This window comes from Microcoleus sp. B3-A4, from assembly GCF_036705385.1.
Lineage (GTDB): Bacteria > Cyanobacteriota > Cyanobacteriia > Cyanobacteriales > Microcoleaceae > Microcoleus.
Genome location: NZ_JAUBUI010000088.1, coordinates 1 through 23,089, shown reverse-complemented (window position 1 = coordinate 23,089; position 23,089 = coordinate 1). Strand labels below are relative to the sequence as shown.

Sequence of the window (23,089 nt, the reverse complement as noted above, 5' to 3'; positions counted from 1 at the left end):
TTTTTCCTCTTCCATATTTTCTTTTAGTAACTCAGCCATAGCTGAGTCAATTTATGCTGCTTAGTCTAAACACCAGTGTGTATATCTGCGGTTAAATTTATACTTTTGAAAGTAAACGCAGAGGACGCAGAGGAAGAAAGGGGAAGAGGAATTCACAACAGATGATTCGTTGCTACAATTTTAAATGAAATTGAAACAAGCTGTTGTGCCTTTAAATACGGTATACTTCAAAAGTATTTCCGTCAATTACTGCAACACTATCCGCTCAAAATTATCGGACTCCAAAACAAATAGAGCAAGTGGAATAAGCATTAAAAGAGGAATAAAAAGGAGATTTTAGATAAAAAAGTATGATTTTGTTATTGCTAAATGACCGAACTAATCAAGCTAAAATTGCTGAATGTTTGGGTTCCCTCGTAAATAAGGTGTTTATTGGTGTATTTAGGGATATCCAGAGAATCTAGACACATACTACTATTTCATATCCGAAGAGAGCCTAGTGAAGCAATCTGAAACCCTTGATTTAACGCGCTGATTACGTAAGTCCTGAATATATTGCTAATGGACTGTTTAAAGTAATTGAAGAGCTAGAGTATTTATTACATCGCCTTTTCGCGATCGCGCTGATTATTCCGATCGCACTTCTTCTCCTCCCTAGTTAGCAGCATTCTGTGAATTATAATTATAGCGATCAAGTTTTTGAAATCCTATTTAACTCAATCCAAGAACATCCTCATACTAAGCAAAGATGGGACTGAGGACAGAAATTATCGCTACAAACTTGATGATTTTGAGGACAGAAGCCCTGACTTATTAATAGGCGATCGACAAGCATTAGACTTTTTACAAAAATAGATAATATCTGTGTTCATTTGCGTTTATCGGCAGTTAAAAACAGAAAATCCAGAACTCTTGCAAAAAGTCTAACCAGCAATCTTATTTAGTCTTGTCCAAATTCCGCGACTCCAACCAAATAGGAATTGCAATCCAAGCAACTGCTAACAGCAAAGCAAATACCGCAAATTGAGCGGCCCAAGCTACCAATTTCTCCAAAGACACAACTTGTCCCAAGAAGTAGGATAAACTCACCATTACAGATGCCCAGCTTGCAGCACCCAGAACATTGAACAGCGAAAATTTCCAAAAAGGCATTTCTGCAATACCCGCTAGGGGGCTAGCAAAAATTCGCAGCAGTGCTATGAAACGACCCAAAAATACGGCTTTAGCTGCATTTTTGCTAAACTGTTCTTTTAAGTCAAACAGTTGTTCTTCTCGAAAGCGGAAAAATTGCCCCAGCTTCAGCAGCAATGGCCAGCCGCCGTACCTGCCGATCGCATAACCAAGGTTTCCGCCCACAGTCGCACCAGCGATCGCACTGCCGAGTACAAACCAGTAATTCAGTTCCCCGCTGCCAGCTAAAAACCCGCCAGCAATCGTAATAGTCTCGCCTGGAAGAGGAACTCCCAGATTTTCCAGCAAAATTCCCAGGAATACTGCCCAGTAGCCGTAATCGCGCGCAAACTGCTGAATAGTCTCTAACGATAAAAACTCAAAAGACATTCGATACTGCCTTCGTAAACTTTTGCAAAGCTCAATACATTTATATATTGGCTCGATTCAGCCAATAGTGCAATCTTTCGCTGTGATGAAGAACACACTGTTGTCGCGATCGCTGGTTCAACTAAACTTTAGCCTTTCAGGCATACTAGAGGAATAGAGAATTGTTGCGGTTGCATTCCGCGCGATCGCTAGCCAGTTTCCTACTAAATTTATCACAACGGCTCTCCCCATCGATTCCCACAAGGGCGAGCGCGCATCCTAAAACATAGGCTGAAATCCCATGAGTCTTTCAACAGAGTCAGCAAATAAACTCACTTATTCATACTTTACGATCGTAGGATAACTGCTATGGAATTTCCTAACTTCAACCAGCCCATCGTCCTTCAACCTCACAACTGCCTCGACTCCCAAGCCGGCAGCCTCCTCCAGCAACAGCTAGCCGAGATTGTGCCCGATCGCCACAAACTCTGGGTAATAGACATGGCCGCCGTAGATTTTATCGACAGTTCCGGGATCTGCGCCTTAGTCGGCGGACTCAACGCCGCCCGCCACCGGGGATGCCGCCTCGTCATCTGCAACCTCTCAGCCACAGTCAAGCTAATTTTTGAAATTACTCAACTCGACCAACTCTTTGAAATCTTCGACAGTTTTGAGCAAGTTATCTCCACTGAAACTCCGGCTTTAGTTGCTTGATTAAAATGAGATCCCGAGTTTAAATCTCAAGTTTGCAAGAGACTTCAAGCAACCACAGAGTTAATTTCTATATCATAAATAGGTTGATTTGTCAAGCAATACCAATGACAAACAAATAAATCCGGCACTTGAACGCCGACAGAAGCGATCGCAGGTGCAGCCGGAAAAGGCCAAAGTCGATCGAAACAAATCCTTTCTCCTACGAACCCGAACTGCATCAAATAAGTCGCCGGGGGCGCATTTAAAAGATTCAGCAAGCGGTAAGCCAACTCATACAACTGCTGTCGCCAAACATCCGACAAATGCACCGGTTGATAGTAACTCAACTCGCCAGACTGCTTGTCAGGTTCCCCACCGATCACCTCAGCATACAGTGGGCCCTTTGCCGTCAACACCACAGGCAGCAAAAAATTGCCACCCCCGACGGGAAAAAGCAACTCCTGGAACACTCGATCGCGCGCCGCCGAAACATTGCCACAAAATCGAAACACATCTTGAGCCGGAAAAACCAGGTTTTCTGGCACATTCAGCGTCAAAGGACAAACGATCGCCCCACCCGGAGCGATCGCGGCAGAATTGAGTTCAGAAACCCCACAGATATTGACTTCAGTTAAAGGATTAGATTGAGCGATCGCCGCCTTGAGACTTGCGGCCGGATCATTCTCACCACTCGCCACAATCAAAACCTTAGACATTGCCAAAGCTCGGCATTTGAATGCCCCGATCGTCCTCAGCATCGACACTCGGCAGATCCAAGCCCTTAGCTTTGCGGTTCCGCACAGCTAGACGGTAAGTTACGCTTTGCAACTCTGTGTGCAACTGGCGGTTTTCCTTTTGCAGTTGCTCCAACTTTTCCTTAATTGGCTCGATGCGCTCGGCAAACTTCTGGCGGTAAACCCCTGGCAATTCCTGAACCACCTGTTCTAGCATCCGAGAGCGATCCGTCAATTCTTGCACCGACTGCCGCAGTTGGTAAACCTCTGCATCCCTCTCTGCGATTTGTTCCTGATAAAAACCCACCTGTTCTTCAACAGCTTGGAGTTGTTCCCGCATTGCGTGCATTTGAGCTTGGTGGCGATCGGAAACTTCCGGTGGCGGCACAAAACTAGAATTGCCCTTCACCAGCCTGAAAAGTTCTTGAGACAACTGCTGCACCAATTGGTCGCGCATTTGCAGCTCTTCGGTGAGACGAGATACCTCTGATTGCAATTCTTTTGAGCTTACAAGTTTAGTTTGATTCACGATGACTCTCAGCTTTTGTTATATAATGTGTTTCTATTTAAAAATATCTTTCCCTTACCGCAGAGGCAAGAGGCACTTCAAAAGTTTTGAACCCATTAGGCTAAATCGAGCCAGCGGCCCGATGTCAAGGGTAAAGCTCAGTCTAACTCAAATCAGGCATCCACGTCATCACCTTAGTTTCTTGCCATAGACACAGGTAGAACCCTAGGTTTTTTGTCAATAAACCCGGTTTCTTAGCTTTTTCTGAGAATAGTGCAAGATCTCATGTGTAACCAATCACAGCCGAAAGCACTTTGCCAGCTTCGTCCAAGGTGCTGCCAAAACAGATAATGCCGTCCTCGTGACCGGCCATCGCCAGAATTTTGCACTCTGCCAAATTCTCATCCTCAAAAAGTCTAAACATTTCTAAGGCCATCTGGGGAGTGCCGTAAGGTATTTCTTTTCTAGTAGTAGGAATATTAAACAGCAGTTGCTGCCATAGTTTAGGATTGTGGACATGAATTATTGCGCCCACATCCTCTCTGTGAAGGTAAAGGGCGGCGTGAGTCAGGGACTCCGACGAAGCTTGTACGGGGCCCCTGCAGCCGAGGAAATTTTGTTCTAAGTTAAATTCGGTAACAGTACAGTAGGATTCTGGCCCGAGAGCCCTTAAGTGTGCAGTTTGGGTTCCCGAAATCACGAATTGGCAAGAATTGCCGAGCCTGATGCTGACGTTCCCAAACCCTATGCCATTTTCGTAGACGCCAATTAATCCCCAAGCGTGGAGCCGAGCGCGCCAGTTCATCAAATCTGCTATGTTCTGGGCAGCTACAGGGCCTGCTTCTTCCCAGTCACAGCGGTACTTAACGACTCCTTCATCCATCCATTTTCCTGCCAGAGCGACCACGATAGACACGGCCCAAGCTGAGACTTAATCGAAGTGGTCAAACAGCTTTTTTTTGCCTGCTGCTTTATGTCTCGGTGCATGAACGCCTTAACAGGTCTACATTCCACTGTCGCCGTAATTAGCGACCGACATTAGCAAAAAGTAAGCTACGAAAGAAGAACAAATTATTCCAAAAATCATGGTTTAGCCTCTAGGTGATTGCAAAAGTTCAAGATGAAAACTTACGCTTTCAGTCGGGGAGTTTGATTCCAGGCTTTTGCCTGATCGAGTTTCTGATGTGAAACTACATAACTTCCCTGAACAAGTAACTGTTCTAGACTAAAGCATTTATACTGAGCTGACTTATGCCTTAAGAGATATTTGACGAGAAAGTACCCCCATATCAGGTAAGGTAGGTAAAAAGCAACCGTACATTTACATATCTTTTATGATTATACATATATTTAAGCGAGGGGAGTACACAATTAAAATATTTTTTAGTAATTTTGGACACAACTTGCAAAATCTTTGTGTGGCCTACGGTCGTCAACACCTCTGTCGATCGAGCAATTTTTAGCTCCGGGGCCCCCTACAAGTTCAGAAACCGGGTTGATGAGCGTAATATCATCTCCGGTAAAATGACCGCAATTAAGCTCGTGTCGGTGGGTTCACGAAAATCTGTAGTATAAGTTTTAGAGCCAGTAAACCCGCACCGAGCGAGACTGGGATGGTCGATCAACCGAACTTGATATAAGTCCTATTAACAAAAAAACAAGCCGATCGAGCAGTGAGAGCTCGATCGGCTAAATTTTTCTGTGGAGCGCGATCGCTCGCAGCCCTTTAAATGTGGAAGTGATACAAGATACTGCCGTCGTCTTTAATTTCGCAATTGGCATTAAAGACTTCAGCTTGTTGGTTCAAAAAACGCTGAGCGACATCCGGCGACAGCCGCGTTTCCATCGCAAACCGCACCAGAGTTATTTCGCCGCGGCCTTCTTTGATCAGTCGGTACAAAGCACTTTGGAGCCTTTCGCTCTCTTCTCGCTGAAAAGCTGCCTTGTACCTCCAATCCGCCACCGAAGGAATCAAACCCCGGCTGACCAAAATCGCCAACAGCAAACCAATTCCCAAAATCAGAGGCACTGTCGGATCGCTCGTGGGCGTCGCCACAATTTGCGGCACTGTAGCGGCGGCCAAACTGCTGACCATTTCTTTTTCCGAAGCTTGCGTATCCGCCATTGCAAGCTGAGTTTTGTTGTAAAAGTCTTGCTGAAGCTTCATTTGCTGCAACAGCCGAGCGCGTTCTCTTTCGTATTGGTCGAGTTTTTGCTGAGCTTGTTTCAGGTCTTGAGTGACTTGTGCCAAGCGTTGGTTGAGCGACTGATTGACTGATTGCCACCGATATCTGTTAATCAGGCGGCTTTTTTCCACCATGCCCTTCATCAACATATCCACCGTTTGGATTGCTTGCTCCTGATCGAGCGAGCGATACCCAACAACAATCTCTAGGGGTTGTTCCGGCTTAGAAATCTTGACACTAGCATTTTGTCGAACTTGCTGGGGCGACAGCTTAACTGCATCTGCCACTGCTTTGACAACATTATCTGCCAGCAGAACCTCTGGGGTGAGTTGCTCTCCCTGCTTGAGAATTGTCGTGCCCGTACTCGAAAATTTGACTGGCGGATTATTAGAAGTGAGAGTGCCTTGAGCCATGAATCCGGGGGGCGGGGCGAGGCGGTAGGCCAGGGCGCCTGAAATACCCATAATTACAGCAAAACTGCCTAAGGCAATCCATCTGTATTGATGTGCTGAAGATCTAAAACGTAAATTTCCCATTTTGATAGTCAAGTCATAACATTCGCTTGCCGCAGCTCCTGCCAAACCCAAGAGCCATCGTTTCTTTCTGGTTAGTCAAATTGACTGCTGAAAATTTTCTCAGTTTCTACCTAAAAGCTATTAGCTTTTGAGAGTTGTCAATATTCACGAGCCTAAAAAACCGATTGCGCTTTTATTTGATCCGAGCTATAACTTCAGTTTTTGTCCTTAATAATTAATCTGTAACAAGGCTTCTGGAAGTCTACTGGCATCAGACTAGCACTCAGGCGTGCGATCGCCTCGCCTCCCCGTGTTTGTTGACATTCAAAACAGTCTCCTTTTCACCCTTGGCAATTCTCCAATTATCTTACGTCTTGGCGTCTTGCGGACGCGGTTGAAGAATAAAAAAAACCTTAAATACTCGACCTAAAAACTTAACAAGCAAGAATTATACCATGCAGTTAAGAGTTTGCTGCGTATTAAAAAAAATTGTGGAGCTGGTCTCGCCCCCAGATCCACATATTCACATAACAATTATGGTTCGATCGGTTGATGGTTCGATCTAGCTCGCCTAGGCGAATGTTCAGAAGCCGATCGGCAAAATAAGGCCCTCGCGTGCCATGACAGCCTTCGGAAAAGCAATTTGCACGTCTTCGGCGATGCGATCGAGAAAATCGTCTGTGTGAGCCGGATCGTGGTGAAAAATCACCACTCGTTTCACCCGGGCCTCTTTAGCCATTCTCACCGCTTCCTGCCAAGTCGAGTGTCCCCAACCCACCTTCGGAGACTTGGGGTTGTGATATTCCTCGTCTGTGTACATCGCATCGTAAATCAGCACATCAGCGTCGAGGGCTAAATTGTAGACATTCTCATCTAGGCGATCGGGAAAATGTTCGGTATCCGAACAATAAACAACAGATCGTCCTTGCCAAGTCACCCGATAGCCCATAGCAGTATTCGGGTGATTCAGAGAACCCGTCCTAATCTCAATATCGTCCAGCATCATCGTCTGGTTGTGATGGAGTTCGTAGAAATTCAAATCTGCCTGCAAACCCATCAGCGGCACCGGCGAATTCGAGTGCAACACCCGTTCGACAAAGTGCCTTTTCATGCAATCTCCATCCGGCGGAGTCGCCCCGTAAATATCAAAGCTATTGCCGCGGATGAAAGCTGGGGCGAACAGCGGGAAACCTTGAATGTGATCCCAATGATAGTGAGTAAAAAACATATAAGCTTGCACGGGCATTTCTTGCACCAACTGGTCTCCCAGCATCCGCAAGCCTGTTCCGCCGTCAAAAATCAAGCGTTTGCCAGCGACTCGCATTTCCAAACAAGAAGTATTGCCGCCGTAGCGAACAGTTTCCTGTCCGGGTGTCGGAACACTGCCCCGCACGCCCCAAAACTGTACTACAAAATCATCTATACCTTTTATTGATTCGGAGGGTTGAGGGCAATCAACGGGAGTTGCCGCTACAGAGGACAAGCTGATTTCCATTTTAAAATTCAGGCTTTAAGGTTCCACATTGTCCGTGATGGCGCAGCAGATGGTCGCACAACACTAAAGCTACCATCGCTTCCACCATTGGCACAGCTCTTGGCAAAACGCAAGGGTCGTGCCGTCCCTTGGCAGCCAGCAGCGTTTCTTCGCCTTCTCGGGTAACGGTGCGCTGCTGCTGGCGAATTGTTGCAGTTGGCTTGAATGCCGCCCGCAAAATGATATTTTCGCCGTTAGCAATCCCACCCTGAATTCCGCCAGAGCGATTCGTCACTGTACGAATTACACCCTTATCATCAGTATAGTATTCATCATTATGTTCGCTGCCTTTGAGCAGAGTCCCGGCAAACCCGGAACCAATTTCAAAGCCTTTGCTGGCGGGCAAGGACATGATGGCTTTTGCCAAGTCGGCTTCGAGTTTGTCGAATACCGGCATTCCCAGGCCTTTGGGTACATTGCGGGCGACGCATTCGACTACACCGCCGATCGAATCTCCACTGTCGCGAACTTTTTCGATCAGTTCAATCATTCTTTCGGCACATTCAGCATCTGGACAGCGGACGATGTTGCTTTCTACTTGTTCTAAGGTAACAGTGTCTGGGTCGGCGACACATTCTAAGTCTTTGATGCGTTTGACGTAGCCGACTATTTCGACTCCTGCTGCTTGTTTGAGAATTTTTTTAGCGATCGCCCCTGCTGCTACTCTACCTATTGTCTCCCTCGCCGAACTGCGACCTCCGCCTTGCCAGTTACGAATTCCGTACTTGGCATCGTAGGTAGCGTCAGCGTGAGAAGGGCGGTAAGTTGTCGCCATTTCGCCGTAATCTTGGGGGCGAGTGTCTTGATTGCGGACTAAAATTGCGATCGGCGTTCCCAAAGTTTTGCCTTCAAACACTCCAGACAGAATTTCGCAGGTATCTGCTTCTTTGCGAGGTGTGGTAATTTTGCTTTGGCCGGGGCGGCGGCGATCGAGTTCGGCTTGAATTTCCGATGCGTCGATCGACACCAGGGGCGGGCAACCGTCAATTACGACTCCGACACCGCCGCCGTGAGATTCCCCAAATGTCGAGATCCGAAATAAATGCCCAAAAATATTGCCCATTATGCTTTGCCCTGAAACTTAATAATTTTTAGCTTAAATGGAATAGAGATTTACTGTATTTCTGAAAAATATACCATTGACGAGTAGGCGACACGCGATCGCCCCGCAGCATCACTCCCTTCCCACCCCTAGAAGAATATCTACCAGGGAGAGAGGGAGAGACAGAGAATAAGAGATATCTGGAAACACACTTAAATTCATCCGTGTATCCGTGTCCGAATCCGTGTTGTGCCTTCCTTCTTCTTTAGTCTTCGTGTTCTTCAAAAGGATCTCTCAATTCCTTAGAGGGGGGACCGAAAGCGGTGTAGATCGAGAAACCGGTGATTGCCACCAGACACACGCCCAGAGAAATGCCGAGAACTGCTGCAGGTTCCATATTTTTGATCGATTATGAGTGATCCACTCTATAATATTACAAAAAATAACAATCCGTCTGAAAGTCTAGTGATTTTAGGCGCTCTACGGTATGGCAGCCAACCCCTACTCCCCGTTGTCCGAGTCCCGTTCCCGAATTTCTGAGAAATTGCGATCGCAATTAGCGGTAGAAATATGTCAAACTTTTCTGTAGAGATTCATTGTAGGTGACTTATGGCACAACGGACTTGGTTAGGAGATATACTCAAACCCCTTAACTCAGAGTACGGCAAGGTCGCTCCGGGTTGGGGCACCACGCTGTTGATGAGCGTTTTCATTGGACTGTTTTTCGTGTTCTTGTTGATTATTTTGCAAATCTACAACTCTTCTCTGATTCTGGAGAGTGTGGATATGGATTGGTCGAGCCTAGGCCGCTAAAAATTGATCGCAAAACAGTAAGCCTAAAAGTAAAAGCTGAGGGTTGAGGAGAAAGGGTAAAAGCTAAGTTTTCCCATTTTTCCTTACCCTTTCCGGTTACTTTTGCCATAAATAAACAAGAAGTAACTAAACAAATTGCAGGAGAGAAAAAATGAATATTTTTGGCATTGGTTTGCCGGAAATGGCTGTTATTTTTACGATCGCCCTATTGGTATTCGGTCCTAAAAAATTACCAGAAATCGGCCGGAGTATGGGGAAGGCAATTCGGGGCTTTCAAGACGCTTCGCGGGATTTTGAATCGGAGTTCACGCGGGAAGCCAAGCAGCTAGAAGAAGCAGTAGCAACTAGCAGCAAACCGGAAACTGAAAAACTCGCGGCGGCTACTCCCAAGGAAGATAGCACAGACAGTTAAATGAACAACACTCAGAAGTCGGAAACACCAGCGGAGTTAGTGATTCCCCAGCTAATAGTTGGCTTGGGAAATCCAGAACCTAAATACGATCGCACCCGACACAACATAGGCTTTAATGCTGTCGATGCCTTGGCTAAATCTTGGCAGATTTCGCTGTCGGAAAATCGCAAATTTCAAGGCATATTTGGCGAGGGAAACCGGCCGCGGGGACAGAAAATCCGCTTGCTGAAACCGCTTACTTACATGAATCTGTCGGGTCAAGCGATTCGGGCGGCGACGGATTGGTACAAAATACCTGCGGAGTCGGTATTAATAGTATACGATGATATGGATTTGCCGATCGGGAAATTGAGAATGCGGCTTGCCGGTTCTGCAGGCGGACACAACGGCATGAAATCCACAATTTCTCATTTGGGCACAGACAAATTTCCCCGCTTGCGGATTGGCATCGGCAAACCTCAAAACGATGCTGCTAAAAATGAGAAAGATACGATTTCCTTCGTGTTAGGAAAGTTTTCCTCAGAGGAAAGTCAGTTAGTAGAGAAAGTGCTTAAACTGGTTGTAGAAGCTGTGGAACTGAGTCTGCACCAAGGAGTAGAAAAAGCCATGAGCCTTTACAATAGTCGCACAATTGCAGAAACAAACGCGGAAACAAAAAGGTGAGTTCGAGACGTTTGCCAGAAACAACTGCATATGTCCGGGTTACTGGCCAATCTTGGCAAAAAGGCACGATTGAGGGTGAAGTGACTGCCGGCAATTTTGAGTGGCAGTTTCAGTGGCGTTTCACGTCAGAAAAAACACTGATACTTGAACCTTCTCAGGGTAGGGCATTGATTCAGGAACCGCTGCACCGTTTTCTGGAAAAATGGGATTATCAATTAGAACCAGGTGGCGATTATTCGTTTACGGTTCGGGCTCAGTTTTAAAATCTTAGTAATGGGAAATGTGGCAAAGGTAATCGGGAATAAAAACTTCTTTTAGTAGGATATCCCGCTTCCAGTAATTCTTTAATTAATCACGGGAAATGGCTCTAATGGGAAATAGGGAAACCGTGCTCGGGAAGGCAAACTTTCTCTAGTAGGAGGTCCCGATTCCAGTGATTCTTTAATTAAAGCAGGTGGCGTCCCTTCTCGGTAAGCGCCGCAATAATACATTGTCAAAACAGCTTTGTAAGCCCAGTGATTGGAAGGTACATCGGTAAAAGGATTTGGCAGGGTTTCAACCTGATTCTGCACGCAAGCATTGAGAATTTGTTCTGGCGTTGTCTGCACTTGAACTAAAGAATTATTTGGCTTGACTTGTGCGGTATTTTGTGCGTTTGCCGGAGCTAACAAACCTGTATACATTAACAGTGTAGCAGTGCCAAAGATGATGAGTTTCATAAGTTTATAAATTTCTCAATAAGTTGGGTGGTAGTGAGGAATTTAGTCCTCAAAGTTGTGGCAAATAAGGACTATTCGTCCTTACTCGAAACCTTTGGAATGTTCAGACATTTTTCGCATTCCCAAGGCCAAGACACTCAAAAACAACAGCCCGATCGCCCCAGCTAGCGGATTGCCGTTAACTCCTGTCACCCAGTCGGAAACAGATGCCGAATATCGCACTAACTGCCCGATGTTAATGATGTAATATCCCCAGACTAAACCTGCATGAAGCCCGATCGACAAACCGAGGCGATTTCGGCGCGATCTTTTTCCCCAAACCAGAATCAAACCCAGCAACAACAACCCCGGAAACTGCGGCCAACTCCCCAGCATTGCCGCGACAGGTTTGATAAAATGAGATAGGGCAAACACCAGGCTATTCGCCCACAGAGATATTCTATAATTGTAATCCCGCTGCAACTCGTCCAGCAACCAACCACGAAATACCAACTCCTCCGCAAAACCGACTCCAAGGGCGCTTAACAGCCCTTCTGCGATGATTCTCGGCAAATTATCAGAATTTTGCCACGCGACTAAGCGGAACAGCCCTTGCACCCCAAATAAGCTGAAAGTGAGCAAAAGCCCGATCGCCAATCCGATTAAAAGCTCAAAACCGTTTTTTCGCGTATTGATTAAACCGTAACTTTTGAGTAATTGGGTTTGTCCGTAAACCTGTTTTCCCCAGCGCGGCACTAGGAACAGAAACTCAGTAAACAACAATCCCATTGTCAGAATAGTTGCTAGGTTACTATCTTTAACTAAGAGATAAATTGGTGCTGCTAGCGGCAGCCATATTGCGAGCAAAATTAATAAGAAAATTATCACACGTAAATGAAATGGATAATTGGCTATTTTGATTGGGTTAATCATTGTTGTAAATTAAACAGGTTTTACATGATATCTGTAGGGACACAGCATTGCTGTGTCCCTACCCGGATTCTAAACACAGCATTGCCGTACCCCTAATGTACAAAGCAGGCGGAAAAAGCTAGAATGGCATGGTATCGGTTGAAACTTTAAGTGAAGCAAAGCTATAACATCAGGTAACAATGACTGAAGCCTCGGATTTTTCAAATGTCGATCGCGAATTAGATGACACAATTTTAAGCTTCGCAGACATTCAGGCAGAACTCAACCTGCGCCACGCTAAAGATGCTCTGCGAGATATAGTAGAAAATCTCGACTTGACAGTTCAAGAGCGAACTGGACTAGAACCGGAAATTGGCGGGTTGGAGAAAATGCTCGACAAGCTAGAGCGCGCTTGCGTGCAAATAGCTGTGTTTGGGATGGTGGGAAGGGGAAAATCTTCGGTTTTGAACGCGCTGCTAGGTCAAAATGTGTTTGAAACTGGCCCGACTCACGGGGTGACTCGCACCACGACTATTGGCCAGTGGGATGTCGGAGAGGGAATTGATGAGAATTTGCCCGATGGCTTACGCCCCGCTACGCTACGACTTTCGCCAGTTATTTACCGTTTGTCGCAAGTTGAATTAATCGACACCCCGGGAATAGATGAAGTTGACGGCGAAACTCGCGAACTTTTAGCCCGCCGCGTTGCTCAACAAGCAGATTTGATTTTGTTTGTAGTTGCTGGCGACATTACAAAGGTGGAATACGCAGCACTTTCGCAGTTGCGGGAAGCCGGAAAACCGATGTTATTAGTGTTTAATAAAATTGACCAGTATCCTGATGCAGACAGGCTGGCAATTTATCATAAAATTCGAGACGATCGCGTGAGAGAATTGTTGTCTCCCGATGAAATTGTGATGGCGGCGGCTTCGCCTTTGACGGCGAGGGCGGTGCGCCGTCCCGACGGAAGTATGGGCGTGCAAATGACTCGCAGTTTGCCACAAGTGCAAGATTTAAAATTAAAGATTTTGGAGATTTTAGACCGGGAAGGCAAATCTTTGGTCGCGCTGAATACGATGCTCTGTGCGGGGGATATTAACGAGCAGTTGGTGCAGCGAAAAATGGAAATTCGAGATAACGCGGCTAATCGAATTATCTGGAACGCGGTAATGACGAAAGCTGTGGCGATCGCACTTAATCCAATTACTGTAGTTGATATTCTTAGCGGTGCGGTAATTGATGTGGTGATGATATTAACTTTATCTAAAGTTTACGGCATTGCGATGACGGAAGCGGGCGCGGTGGAATTGCTGCAAAAGATTGCGATTAGTATGGGGGGAATTACTGCGGGCGAATTGTTGGCTAATTTTGGTTTGAGTTCTTTGAAAGGATTGTTGGGTTTGGCGACGCCAGCGACGGGGGGCTTGGCTTTAGGGCCTTATTTGTCTGTGGCGGTGACGCAAGCTGCGATCGCGGGGGTTTCTTCCTACGGTATCGGTCAAGTTACTAAGGCTTATTTGGCTAATGGTGCTTCTTGGGGAGATGATGGGCCAAAGGCTGTGGTGAGCAAGATTTTGTCTTCTTTGGATGAGGAGTCTATTTTAAATCGGATTAAGGAAGAGTTGCGGGCTAAGTTGGATTTGGGAAGTGTGGAAAAACAGAAATCTTAGCGATCGGCTGTTTTACGTTGACCCAGCAATCCTGGCGCAGCCCTGCAGCAATCCGCCAGGGGTTTAAACCCCTACCTCAAAGCTAAATTTGTGTGAAGACAATTTAACAAATTATTAGGATAACAACCTGTTACCAATTACCAATTATTACTGTATCTTACTAACTCATGACTTAGACAATTGGCAGAGGTTGGGCGATTGCGGCAAATAAGGTGTGCTGTGCACACCCTACTCTAATTCCGCGAAGGCAGACTTTGTTTTTGTAGCCGCCAATTCGATTCGGCGGGTTAAGATCGAATTGTTAATCCGAATTCGATTCGGCGGCTTAATATCGGGTTTTTAACCCTAATTCAATCCTATTTGTAACCTCTATTTTTCTCCGACCAAATGCGGGTTGGTAGCCCCCAAACATAGACAAATCCTTCAGCAGCTTTGTGATCGAATTCGTCCTCTGCGCCGTAGGTTGCTAAGTCGAAACTGTAGAGAGAATTTTCCGATTTGCGGCCAACAATTGTCGCATTTCCTTTGAATAGTTTGAGCCGCACGGTTCCAGTTACTCGCTTTTGCGTGTCCTGAATAAATGCGTCTAAAGCAGTTTTCAAAGGATTGTACCACAGACCGTTGTAAATCATTTGGCTGTAGGTTTCTTCGATGCCGCGTTTGTACCGCGTCACATCGGCTGTCAGCGTCAAACTTTCTAAGTCTCGGTGCGCCTGCATCAAAACTAAAATCGCTGGTGTTTCGTAAATTTCCCGCGATTTAATCCCAACTAAGCGGTTTTCAATCATGTCAATCCGGCCGACTCCGTGGTTTCCAACTATTTCGTTGAGTTGGGAAATTAGGGCGACTGGTGATAAATCTTTGCCGTTCAAACTGACAGGATTTCCGCAATCGAAATCGATTTCTATGTATTCGGGTGTGTCGGGAGTTTGTTCGATCGCCTTTGTCATCAAATACACCTCTTCCGGCGGTTCCGCCCAAGGATCTTCCAGGATTCCGGCTTCAATTGCCATTCCTAATAAGTTGCGATCGATACTGTAAGGGGAAGACTTTTTCACCGGCGACGGAATACCGCATTTCTCACCGTATGCGATCGTTTCCTCGCGGCTCATTTTCCACTCCCGCGCAGGTGCTAAAATCTTAATCTTGGGGTTGAGCGCGCCGATCGACACATCGAACCGCACCTGATCGTTTCCTTTACCTGTGCAACCGTGGGCGATCGCATCTGCACCGTATTTTTCCGCAGCTTCTACTAACAATTTAGCAATCAGCGGGCGAGCGAGGGCAGTCGAAAGGGGATAACGGTTTTCGTAAAGTGCGTTAGCTTGAATCGCTGGAAACGCATAGTCTTTGACAAATTCTTCGGTAGCATCAATAACTAAAGATTCCGAAGCACCGGATGCTAAAGCTTTTTTGCGGATCGGTTCTAATTCGTCTCCCTGTCCCAAATCCGCAGCCAGAGTAATTACCTCTTCCACACCCCACTCGTTTTTGAGGTAAGGAATGCAGACGGAGGTATCGACTCCGCCCGAATATGCTAGCACAACTTTTTTAGCGCGACTCATTGCTATTTACATCCTGAATTTAACTGACATCTTGCACCCTTGTCACTAAGCTTTTCAGGGCGGGCTCTTCGGCCCACCCCACAAAAAAATATCATTTTTGTGGAACGGGCATCTTGCCTGTTCTTGAGAATGGTGCCTAATGTGAGGTTTAACCGACTTTTCATTATGCACCTAATTGAGATCGATTCTTGTCAGAAATAGTACAGATTTATATATTCTTTTTTTGCTAAACTTGGCTATTTCGCGGGGGAGTTGCTGCGAAAAATCTGCTACCGTGGGATACGGTAACTGTGGAGATGGGGAAAAACCGTGTTTTTTAGTGTTGTGATTCCGACGTACAATCGTAAACCGATTTTGGCAAAATGTCTACTGGCTTTGGAAAATCAGCAGTTCGGTGAGATTGCCAGAGAGTATGAAGTAATTGTGGTGGACGACGGATCGACCGACGGGACGCTGGAGTGGTTGGCGACAAATGCCGACTTGTTGCCTCATGTGCGATCGATCTGTCAATCTCACCAGGGCCCGGCGGCGGCTCGGAATTTGGGCGTTGAAGATGCTAAGGGCGATACGATTATTTTTATTGACAGCGATTTGGTGGTAACAGAGCATTTTTTGCAAGCACACGCTGATGCTTTACTACAGGGTTACAAAGATACTGATGCGGTTTTTACTTACGGCAGCGTGATTAATACTTGTAATTTCGATAATCCTACTTCGGAACCTTACAAAATAACCGATTTTTCTGCCGCTTATTTTGCTACGGGAAATGTGGCGATCGCCCGCCACTGGCTGCTGGCTGCTGGACTTTTTGACACTCGCTTTCAACTGTACGGATGGGAAGATTTAGAATTGGGTGTCAGGTTGAAAAAATTAGGTTTGAAACTGATTAAATGTCCGGCTGCTGTGGGTTATCACTGGCATCCACCTTTTAGTTTAGAGCAAATTCCGGGCATGATTGACCGAGAAATTCAGCGCGGGAGAATGGGAGTTTTGTTTTATCAAAAGCACCCTAATTGGGAAGTGCGGATGATGATTCAAATGACTGTTTTGCACCAAATACTGTGGGGAGTTTTATCATTAGGTGGGATGCTGAACGAGCGGACGATGACTCCTTTTTTGCAGTGGTTGATTGACCGAGGCAAGCCGCAGTTAGCCTTAGAAATCGCTCGGATTTTTCTGAATTGGTATAACGTGAAAGCCGTGTACGCCGCTTGTGGGGAATTGCAGGCCGAGACAAAGATACCATAAATCAGCCGAACCGTGCAAATAAAATATAAGATATTGTAGGAGTGTTTCAGGGCCCATTGGTGTCAACTTAAGCTCAAATATAGTAACGGTATACTGTTTGACAATTATGCCTAAATCCTCCTAGCCTTGCTTAACAAGGGGGATTTAGGGGAATCAAGACTTGGATACAAACCAGAGAAGCAAAGGATTTTAGTCTTAAGTTGACACCAATGGTCAGGGGTGTTTTAATTGTCATTTCGACTACGGATATTTGCGGAGAAAACACAATACAGAGCTACCAGGTAAAGGCAGGCAAAACCGGGTTCTAGAAAATGTAAAAATTTTACTTTTAATCAAAGTTGCTTGCTTAGCCTGTGATTTGAGGAATCTCGGCTGTTTTCTTGAGCGGCTGCGCTCATTAGATTTCCACACATTTTAAAACAATCATTATTTTTGATATAATTACAAATAATTTATGAGTGGGCTGTCTCCCCAATAGTTGTGCTGGTTTACCTGAGAGTGTTAGCTACAAACGGTTAATGACTTAAAAATATTCCCACATCAAAATTTGAAGAATTTGAGGGTCTGCTGTGAATACAACTGACAATACAAATCCCAGACTAGAAAAACTGAGGCTTCAAAACACGCCTTTACAAGAAAATATTTTAATGGTGGACGACAATCCAGAAAGCTTGCGGCTTTTATCCCGGATTTTGTCTAAGCGGGGATATAAAGCGCGGCCGACACGAGATGGCAAATTGGCTCTCAACTTTGCTCTATCGAGTCCACCGGATTTGATCTTACTGGATATCATGATGCCCGGTATGGATGGCTATCAAGTCTGCGAACAGCTAAAAGCCTCTCCGAAAACAAAAGATATTCCTGTGATCTTTATCAGCTCTTTAAATGAAGTTTTTGATAAAGTCAAAGCTTTTTCGGTGGGGGCGGTAGACTACATTACTAAACCGTTTGAAATAGAAGAAGTCGTGGCTCGCGTCGAAAATCAACTGCTGCTCAGTCGGCTTTCTAAGGAACTTTCAGCAAAAAATGTGCTGTTAGAAGCTGAAATAGAAGAACGCAAGCGGATCGAAGCACAACTACGAGAAAGCCAGCACTGGCTGTCGGCAGTAATTAAAACGAATCCTAATTTATTGTATGTTTACGATTTGATAGAAGAGAGAAGTCTCTACGTCAACCGCGAAATTTATAGCGATATTGGCTACACGTTTGAAGAAATACAGGAGATGGCAGCCACATTTATTCCTAAGTTAATACACCCTGACGATATCCCTGCATTCTTAGAACAAAGAAAAAAAATTGAGACAGCAAAAGATGGCGAAAGCTTTGATTTTGAATACCGGATACAGCACAAAAATGGTGAATATCGGTGGTTTTGCAGCCGGGAGAGCGTGTTTGCCAGAACAGCGCAGGGTAAACCTTGGAAAATTCTGGGAACTGCTGCTGAAATTAGCGATCGCAAACAAGCAGAACTCGAACTTAAAACAGCTTTAGCTGCTTTGGAACGGCAAATTAAGCAAAGATTTTTGCTAGAAACAATTACTCTAGAAATCCGCTACAGCTTAAATCCAGAGCAAGTTTTTCAAACAGCGGCGGCCCAAATAGGTAGAATTTTTAACGCCGATGGCTGCTTAATTCACACCTACACAGAAAACCCTGTTCCCCGAATTTTTAATGTCGCTGAGTACATAAAAACTGGCTCAAAATCGCTTTTAGATTTAGAAATACCCGTACAGGGCAATCCTCACGTTCAGTTTTTATTGTCCCAAGATCAAGCTGTAGTTTGTGACGATGTTTTTTCAGAACCCCTGCTAGAAAACGTCAGAGATTTGTGCTGTCAAATAGGTTTAAAGTCGATGATATCCATCCGCACTTCCTACCAGGGAAAAGCCAACGGAATGATATGCTTGCACCAGTACGATAGCCCGCGTCACTGGACGCAGGATGAGATCAGATTATTGAACGCTGTGGCGGCACAGATGGGAATTGCGATCGCTCAAGCCAATCTTCTCGAACAAGATAAACAACAGCGACTTAAACTTCAACAGAGCGAAGCTAGTCTAGCAGCAGCCCAGAAAATTGCCCATATCGGCAGTTGGGAATTTGATTTAGTCACCCATAAAATTACTTGGTCAGAAGAAGTATTCCGCATTTTTGGCCTTGACTCAACTGCAACTGAACCGACATCTGCCCAACTTTTAAAGATGTGCCATCCCGACGACAGACACTTGTTTCAAAAAACTGTCAACCTCACTATCTCACAAGGCATTTCCTACAAAAGAGAGTTCCGATTTTTTCATACTAGCGGTCAAATCATATACGTGGAAGGAAGGGGAGAAGCGATTTTTAACGAAACCGAGGAAGTAATCAAACTGTTGGGAACAGTAATGGATATTAGCGATCGCAAACAAGCCGAAGCTGCTTTGCTTCTTAGTGAAGAACGTTTTGAGCTGGCATTTGAAGGCAGTGCGATGGGATTGTGGGATTGGAATCTTGTCACGGCAGAAGTCTATTTTAATTCGCGGTGGAAAACGATGCTAGGATATGAAGTAGAGGAAATAGAAAATAATATCGCATCGTGGGAGGAACTGGTACATCCAGAGGATTGGCGTTCGGTTAAAGCAGCGCTAAATGCTCACCTAGAAGGCAGAGAACCCACTTACGAAAAGGAATTTCGGATGCTGACAAAATCCGGCGATTGGAAGTGGATTTTGAGTCAAGCGAAGGTGATGGAACGCGACGCTTCGGGAAATCCTGTGCGGATGACGGGCACGCATACCGATATTAGCGATCGCAAACAAGCCGAAGCAGATTTGCTGCTTAGCGAACTGCGAGAACGGGAAAAAGCGCAACAGTTAGAACAAGCTCTAAAATACTTAAAAAATGCTCAATCCCAGCTCATTCAATCCGAAAAAATGTCGAGTATCGGGCAAATGGTAGCGGGAGTTGCCCACGAAATTAATAACCCTGTCAACTTCATCTACGGCAATATTCTTCCCGCCAAACAGTACGCTTGCGATTTAGTAAAATTGCTCAGCCTTTATCAGCAACACTATCCCGAACCTGTTCCCGAAATAGCTCAAGAATTGGAAGAAATAGAGGTAGATTTTATCGCTGACGATTTTCCGAAACTCATGGCTTCAATGCAACAAGGTGCTAATCGAATTAAGCAGATAGTGCTGTCTTTGCGAAACTTTTCGAGACTTGACGAAACAGAGTGCAAAGTAATAGACATTCATGAAGGGATAGAGAGCACTTTGGTGATTTTGCAGCACCGATTGCAGCCAAAGCCAAAACGTCGGGAAATTCAACTTATTAAAAATTACGGCACCCTGCCAAAAGTCGAGTGTTATCCGGCTCAATTAAACCAGGTATTTATGAATTTGTTGTTGAATGCGATCGACGCTGTGGAAGAGTCATCAGCAAACTGTACTTGCAAAGTTAAGCAGATTTGCATTGTTACTGAAGTCAGCCAAGAAAATCAAGTGTGTGTGCGGATTTCTGACACCGGGCCCGGTATCCGTCCCGAAGTTCAGTCAAGGATATTTGACCCGTTTTTTACTACCAAACCGATCGGCAGTGGGACTGGTTTGGGATTGTCTATTAGTTACCAAATTGTTAAAGATACCCACGGGGGTAAGTTGGAGTGTCATTCAGAAGTTGGTCGGGGAACAGAATTTGCGATCGAACTGCCGATATCGCAAAAGTTGAAAGTTAAAAGTTAGGATAAGCTGTTATATCCTGTCTGGTAAATTAACCATAATTCTTGTTGGGGCCAGTCCACCAGCAATCTCTAATAGAAGCCTGAGACGACCGTAAACCCGCCCCGACCGTCCGATTGGGAGCAATTGAACAGAGCTCATATTAATCGTTTATCAGAACCTATTTTAGATTGCGTCATTACCTGGCATTTTCTCCAGTATTTCCTGCGAACAGTCTGTGATTTAGTGTAATTTAATCCTAAGCCTGATATAATAAAAAGTTAGCCTTAAAAGCCTCCAGACGTTACGCTGCTAAAATTAGTAGTGAATATTACAGTTGCTCTTATACAAATTCTGTCAACATACGTCTGCTGTAGCGTCTACCAAATTTTTACTGAATTATGACTGACTCAATTCGCTTCCTCATGTGCGCTCCCGACCACTACGATGTAGATTACGTGATTAATCCGTGGATGGAGGGAAATGTCCACAAATCATCGCGCGATCGCGCCGTCGAACAGTGGGAAAAACTTTACCACGTCCTCAAAGACAATGCCGTTGTAGACCTCGTTCCGCCCGAAAAAGGCTGGCCGGATATGGTTTTCACCGCCAACGCAGGCTTACTTTTAGGCAATACCTTCGTCCTCAGCCGTTTCTATCACAAAGAACGCCAAGGCGAAGAACCCTATTTCAAAGCATGGTTTGAAAGCAAAGGTTTCACCGTGCACGAACTCCCGAAAGACTTGCCGTTTGAAGGTGCGGGCGATGCTTTGCTCGATCGCGAAGGACGCTGGTTGTGGGCCGGATACGGCTTCCGTTCCGAACTCGACTCGCACCCGTTACTAGCAAAATGGCTCAACATTGAAGTGCTTTCGCTGCGTTTAGTTGACGAACGTTTCTATCACCTAGACACCTGTTTTTGTCCCCTGACAGGTGGCTATTTGCTCTACTATCCCGCAGCATTTGACTCCTACTCCAACCGCTTAATTGAAATGCGAGTTGCGCCAGAAAAACGCATTGCCATTGAAGAAGCAGATGCCGCTAATTTTGCCTGCAATGCGGTCAATATTGACAAAGTTGTGGTAATGAACAAGGTTAGCGAAGCCTTGAAAACGCGCATTACTCAGGCCGGTTTTCAAGTAATTGAAACGCCGATGACCGAATTTCTGAAAGCGGGCGGCGCCTGTAAGTGCTTGACACTGCGGGTAACGGAACCGGTGCAAGAAGATCGATCGGCAAACGTGATGGTAGAAAGCCGCACCATTCGCATGGAAGGCCACTTGCTCGATGCTGGTTTAATCAGCCGCGCTTTAGACTTAATTATCGAAAACGGCGGCAGTTTCCAAGTCCTCAATTTCAATTTAGGAGAGCAGCGGCAAAGCACATCATCTGCGGACGTTAAAGTTTCGGCTCCTTCCCACGATGTGATGGAAGAAATCATGGGAATGCTGATTGACTTGGGTGCAGTTCCTCCGCCGCAAGAGATTTGCGATGCTATTTTAGAACCAGTAGTGCAAGATGGTGTCGGCCCGGACGACTTTTATGTGAGTACGATTTATCCCACAGAAGTGCGGGTAAATAACCAGTGGGTGAAAGTACAAAATCAGCGGATGGATGGAGCAGTAGCTATTACTGAAACTGCCGAGGGCCCAGTCGCTAAATGCAAATTACTGCGAGATTTAAAAGTAGGTGAAAAAGTTGTTGTTGATGTGGTCGGCATCCGCACCATCCGCAAAACAGAATCGCGGGAACAGCGCAATTCTCAAGAATTTAGTTTTATGTCCGGCAGCGTTTCTAGCGAGCGCCGCGTAGAATTGGTAGTGGAACAAGTAGCGTGGGAATTGCGCCAAATTCGCGATCGCGGTGGCAAAGTTGTAGTTACGGCGGGGCCTGTTGTTATCCACACCGGCGGTGGCGAACATTTAGCGCATTTGATTCGTGAAGGTTACGTGCAAGCGCTCTTAGGTGGAAATGCGATCGCGGTTCACGACATGGAACAATCGAATATGGGAACCTCTTTAGGGGTTGACATGAAACGTGGCGTAGCTGTGCGCGGCGGACACCGACATCACTTGAAAATAATTAACACTGTGCGGCGTTACGGGAGTATTGCAAAAGCTGTTGAAGCAGGTCTGGTTACTAACGGTGTAATGTACGAATGCGTGAAGAACAATATACCGTTTTCTCTTGCCGGTTCGATCCGCGATGACGGGCCACTTCCCGACACGCAAATGGATTTAGTCAAGGCTCAAGAAGAATATACTGAGCTGTTACGCGGTGCGGATATGGTGTTAATGCTGTCGTCTATGCTGCACTCAATTGGTGTGGGAAATATGACGCCGGCGGGTGTGAAGATGGTCTGTGTGGACATTAATCCGGCGGTGGTGACGAAATTGAGCGATCGGGGTTCGATCGAATCTACTGGAGTTGTTACCGATGTGGGGTTGTTCCTGAGTTTGTTGGTGAATCAATTGGATAAATTGACTAGCCGTCATCATGTAACTCAATCTGTTTAGATTTAGCTAGTCTACTCGTTACCAGGCTCTTCCTGGTAACGCCGATGCGGAGGCTCTGCCTCCAATTTCAATACAGTTCAGTTAAGGCTCAAACGGTGGTAAATTAGGTAGGGTGTCTACAAAAGGAGAGCAAGTTAGCGTGC

The 23,089-nt window shown here is 45.7% G+C and carries 20 protein-coding genes; 9 read left to right on the top strand and 11 right to left on the bottom strand.

Features of this window, described 5'->3' with window-relative positions; translation table 11 throughout:
• Positions 1 to 936 precede the first annotated feature (936 nt).
• Entirely contained in the window at positions 937 to 1,560 is a 624-nt protein-coding gene (locus QUB33_RS24570; protein ID WP_190734423.1) for a DedA family protein, read from the bottom strand.
• 348 nt (positions 1,561 to 1,908) lie between these two features.
• Between QUB33_RS24570 and QUB33_RS24565 the strand changes: the two genes are divergently transcribed.
• The gene (locus QUB33_RS24565; protein WP_333096247.1) at positions 1,909 to 2,253 is read left to right on the top strand and encodes an STAS domain-containing protein; all 345 of its coding nucleotides are present in this window, start codon (positions 1,909 to 1,911) and stop codon (positions 2,251 to 2,253) included.
• A gap of 44 nt (positions 2,254 to 2,297) precedes the next feature.
• On the opposite strand, the gene QUB33_RS24560 is transcribed toward QUB33_RS24565, so the two are convergent.
• The 7 genes from QUB33_RS24560 to psbN all read right to left on the bottom strand — a co-directional run bounded on the left by QUB33_RS24560 (position 2,298) and on the right by psbN (position 9,148).
• Positions 2,298 to 2,948, bottom strand: coding sequence for a hypothetical protein (locus tag QUB33_RS24560; RefSeq protein WP_333355569.1), 651 nt, complete (start codon positions 2,946 to 2,948; stop codon positions 2,298 to 2,300).
• On the bottom strand, positions 2,941 to 3,495 hold the full coding sequence (locus tag QUB33_RS24555; RefSeq protein WP_333355566.1) for an Npun_F5560 family protein: 555 nt from the start codon (positions 3,493 to 3,495) through the stop codon (positions 2,941 to 2,943). The genes QUB33_RS24560 and QUB33_RS24555 overlap by 8 nt, the downstream gene beginning before the upstream one ends.
• A 262-nt stretch (positions 3,496 to 3,757) precedes the next feature.
• Entirely contained in the window at positions 3,758 to 4,357 is a 600-nt protein-coding gene (locus QUB33_RS24550; protein WP_333355573.1) for a class II aldolase/adducin family protein, read from the bottom strand.
• 843 nt (positions 4,358 to 5,200) lie between these two features.
• Positions 5,201 to 6,196: a hypothetical protein gene (locus tag QUB33_RS24545; protein WP_190659309.1), complete on the bottom strand. Its 996-nt coding sequence runs from the start codon at positions 6,194 to 6,196 to the stop codon at positions 5,201 to 5,203.
• A gap of 562 nt (positions 6,197 to 6,758) precedes the next feature.
• Positions 6,759 to 7,670: an MBL fold metallo-hydrolase gene (locus tag QUB33_RS24540; RefSeq protein WP_006633695.1), complete on the bottom strand. Its 912-nt coding sequence runs from the start codon at positions 7,668 to 7,670 to the stop codon at positions 6,759 to 6,761.
• Position 7,671: 1 nt separating this feature from the next.
• The gene (gene aroC, locus QUB33_RS24535) at positions 7,672 to 8,772 is read right to left on the bottom strand and encodes a chorismate synthase (RefSeq protein WP_333163146.1); all 1,101 of its coding nucleotides are present in this window, start codon (positions 8,770 to 8,772) and stop codon (positions 7,672 to 7,674) included.
• Between the two features lie 244 nt (positions 8,773 to 9,016).
• On the bottom strand, positions 9,017 to 9,148 hold the full coding sequence (gene psbN, locus QUB33_RS24530; RefSeq protein ID WP_006633693.1) for a photosystem II reaction center protein PsbN: 132 nt from the start codon (positions 9,146 to 9,148) through the stop codon (positions 9,017 to 9,019).
• A gap of 212 nt (positions 9,149 to 9,360) precedes the next feature.
• Between psbN and psbH the strand changes: the two genes are divergently transcribed.
• The 4 genes from psbH (at position 9,361) to QUB33_RS24510 (ending at position 10,902) form a co-directional block, all read left to right on the top strand.
• Positions 9,361 to 9,564 carry a photosystem II reaction center phosphoprotein PsbH gene (gene psbH / locus QUB33_RS24525; protein WP_015176007.1) on the top strand — a complete coding sequence of 68 codons (204 nt, stop codon included), beginning with the start codon at positions 9,361 to 9,363 and terminating at the stop codon, positions 9,562 to 9,564.
• Between the two features lie 151 nt (positions 9,565 to 9,715).
• Positions 9,716 to 9,976 carry a TatA/E family twin arginine-targeting protein translocase gene (locus QUB33_RS24520; protein ID WP_172189683.1) on the top strand — a complete coding sequence of 87 codons (261 nt, stop codon included), beginning with the start codon at positions 9,716 to 9,718 and terminating at the stop codon, positions 9,974 to 9,976.
• Positions 9,977 to 10,639, top strand: coding sequence for an aminoacyl-tRNA hydrolase (gene pth / locus QUB33_RS24515; protein ID WP_015176009.1), 663 nt, complete (start codon positions 9,977 to 9,979; stop codon positions 10,637 to 10,639). It abuts the gene before it with no gap.
• Entirely contained in the window at positions 10,636 to 10,902 is a 267-nt protein-coding gene (locus QUB33_RS24510; RefSeq protein WP_006633689.1) for a DUF3146 family protein, read from the top strand. Before pth ends, QUB33_RS24510 begins: the two co-directional genes overlap by 4 nt.
• 81 nt (positions 10,903 to 10,983) lie before the next feature.
• Here the strand turns inward: QUB33_RS24510 and QUB33_RS24505 are convergent, their stop codons facing one another.
• Both QUB33_RS24505 and QUB33_RS24500 read right to left on the bottom strand, forming a co-directional pair.
• Positions 10,984 to 11,358: an S-layer protein gene (locus QUB33_RS24505; RefSeq protein ID WP_333355562.1), complete on the bottom strand. Its 375-nt coding sequence runs from the start codon at positions 11,356 to 11,358 to the stop codon at positions 10,984 to 10,986.
• 81 nt (positions 11,359 to 11,439) lie between these two features.
• On the bottom strand, positions 11,440 to 12,270 hold the full coding sequence (locus QUB33_RS24500) for a CPBP family intramembrane glutamic endopeptidase (RefSeq protein WP_333355559.1): 831 nt from the start codon (positions 12,268 to 12,270) through the stop codon (positions 11,440 to 11,442).
• A gap of 179 nt (positions 12,271 to 12,449) precedes the next feature.
• Here QUB33_RS24500 and QUB33_RS24495 point away from each other — a divergent pair, with 179 nt between their 5' ends.
• The gene (locus tag QUB33_RS24495) at positions 12,450 to 13,919 is read left to right on the top strand and encodes a GTP-binding protein (protein ID WP_333355556.1); all 1,470 of its coding nucleotides are present in this window, start codon (positions 12,450 to 12,452) and stop codon (positions 13,917 to 13,919) included.
• Positions 13,920 to 14,275: 356 nt separating this feature from the next.
• Here QUB33_RS24495 and QUB33_RS24490 read toward each other — a convergent pair whose 3' ends face one another.
• Complete coding sequence (locus tag QUB33_RS24490) at positions 14,276 to 15,484, bottom strand: argininosuccinate synthase (RefSeq protein ID WP_333355553.1); 1,209 nt, start codon at positions 15,482 to 15,484, stop codon at positions 14,276 to 14,278.
• A 309-nt stretch (positions 15,485 to 15,793) separates the two neighbouring features.
• Here QUB33_RS24490 and QUB33_RS24485 point away from each other — a divergent pair, with 309 nt between their 5' ends.
• The 3 genes from QUB33_RS24485 (at position 15,794) to argZ (ending at position 22,946) form a co-directional block, all read left to right on the top strand.
• Positions 15,794 to 16,732 (top strand): glycosyltransferase, encoded by a 939-nt coding sequence (locus QUB33_RS24485; protein WP_333355550.1) that lies wholly within the window; start codon positions 15,794 to 15,796, stop codon positions 16,730 to 16,732.
• A 569-nt stretch (positions 16,733 to 17,301) separates the two neighbouring features.
• A complete protein-coding gene (locus QUB33_RS24480; RefSeq protein WP_333355547.1) occupies positions 17,302 to 20,454 on the top strand; it encodes a PAS domain-containing protein in 3,153 nt (1,050 codons plus the stop codon).
• A gap of 377 nt (positions 20,455 to 20,831) precedes the next feature.
• Positions 20,832 to 22,946, top strand: a complete 2,115-nt coding sequence (argZ, locus tag QUB33_RS24475) for a bifunctional arginine dihydrolase/ornithine cyclodeaminase (RefSeq protein ID WP_333355543.1) — start codon at positions 20,832 to 20,834, stop codon at positions 22,944 to 22,946.
• Positions 22,947 to 23,089 lie beyond the last annotated feature (143 nt).

Coding starts and splice junctions, on each gene's coding strand:
- pth (WP_015176009.1), top strand. CDS start 9,977: ATGAACAACACTCAGAAGTCGGAAACACCAGCGGAGTTAGTGATTCCC.
- psbH (WP_015176007.1), top strand. CDS start 9,361: ATGGCACAACGGACTTGGTTAGGAGATATACTCAAACCCCTTAACTCA.
- QUB33_RS24545 (WP_190659309.1), bottom strand. CDS start 6,196: ATGGGAAATTTACGTTTTAGATCTTCAGCACATCAATACAGATGGATT.
- QUB33_RS24490 (WP_333355553.1), bottom strand. CDS start 15,484: ATGAGTCGCGCTAAAAAAGTTGTGCTAGCATATTCGGGCGGAGTCGAT.
- argZ (WP_333355543.1), top strand. CDS start 20,832: ATGACTGACTCAATTCGCTTCCTCATGTGCGCTCCCGACCACTACGAT.
- QUB33_RS24520 (WP_172189683.1), top strand. CDS start 9,716: ATGAATATTTTTGGCATTGGTTTGCCGGAAATGGCTGTTATTTTTACG.
- psbN (WP_006633693.1), bottom strand. CDS start 9,148: ATGGAACCTGCAGCAGTTCTCGGCATTTCTCTGGGCGTGTGTCTGGTG.
- QUB33_RS24505 (WP_333355562.1), bottom strand. CDS start 11,358: ATGAAACTCATCATCTTTGGCACTGCTACACTGTTAATGTATACAGGT.
- aroC (WP_333163146.1), bottom strand. CDS start 8,772: ATGGGCAATATTTTTGGGCATTTATTTCGGATCTCGACATTTGGGGAA.
- QUB33_RS24560 (WP_333355569.1), bottom strand. CDS start 2,948: ATGTCTAAGGTTTTGATTGTGGCGAGTGGTGAGAATGATCCGGCCGCA.
- QUB33_RS24565 (WP_333096247.1), top strand. CDS start 1,909: ATGGAATTTCCTAACTTCAACCAGCCCATCGTCCTTCAACCTCACAAC.
- QUB33_RS24570 (WP_190734423.1), bottom strand. CDS start 1,560: ATGTCTTTTGAGTTTTTATCGTTAGAGACTATTCAGCAGTTTGCGCGC.
- QUB33_RS24540 (WP_006633695.1), bottom strand. CDS start 7,670: ATGGAAATCAGCTTGTCCTCTGTAGCGGCAACTCCCGTTGATTGCCCT.
- QUB33_RS24500 (WP_333355559.1), bottom strand. CDS start 12,270: ATGATTAACCCAATCAAAATAGCCAATTATCCATTTCATTTACGTGTG.
- QUB33_RS24495 (WP_333355556.1), top strand. CDS start 12,450: ATGACTGAAGCCTCGGATTTTTCAAATGTCGATCGCGAATTAGATGAC.
- QUB33_RS24550 (WP_333355573.1), bottom strand. CDS start 4,357: ATGGATGAAGGAGTCGTTAAGTACCGCTGTGACTGGGAAGAAGCAGGC.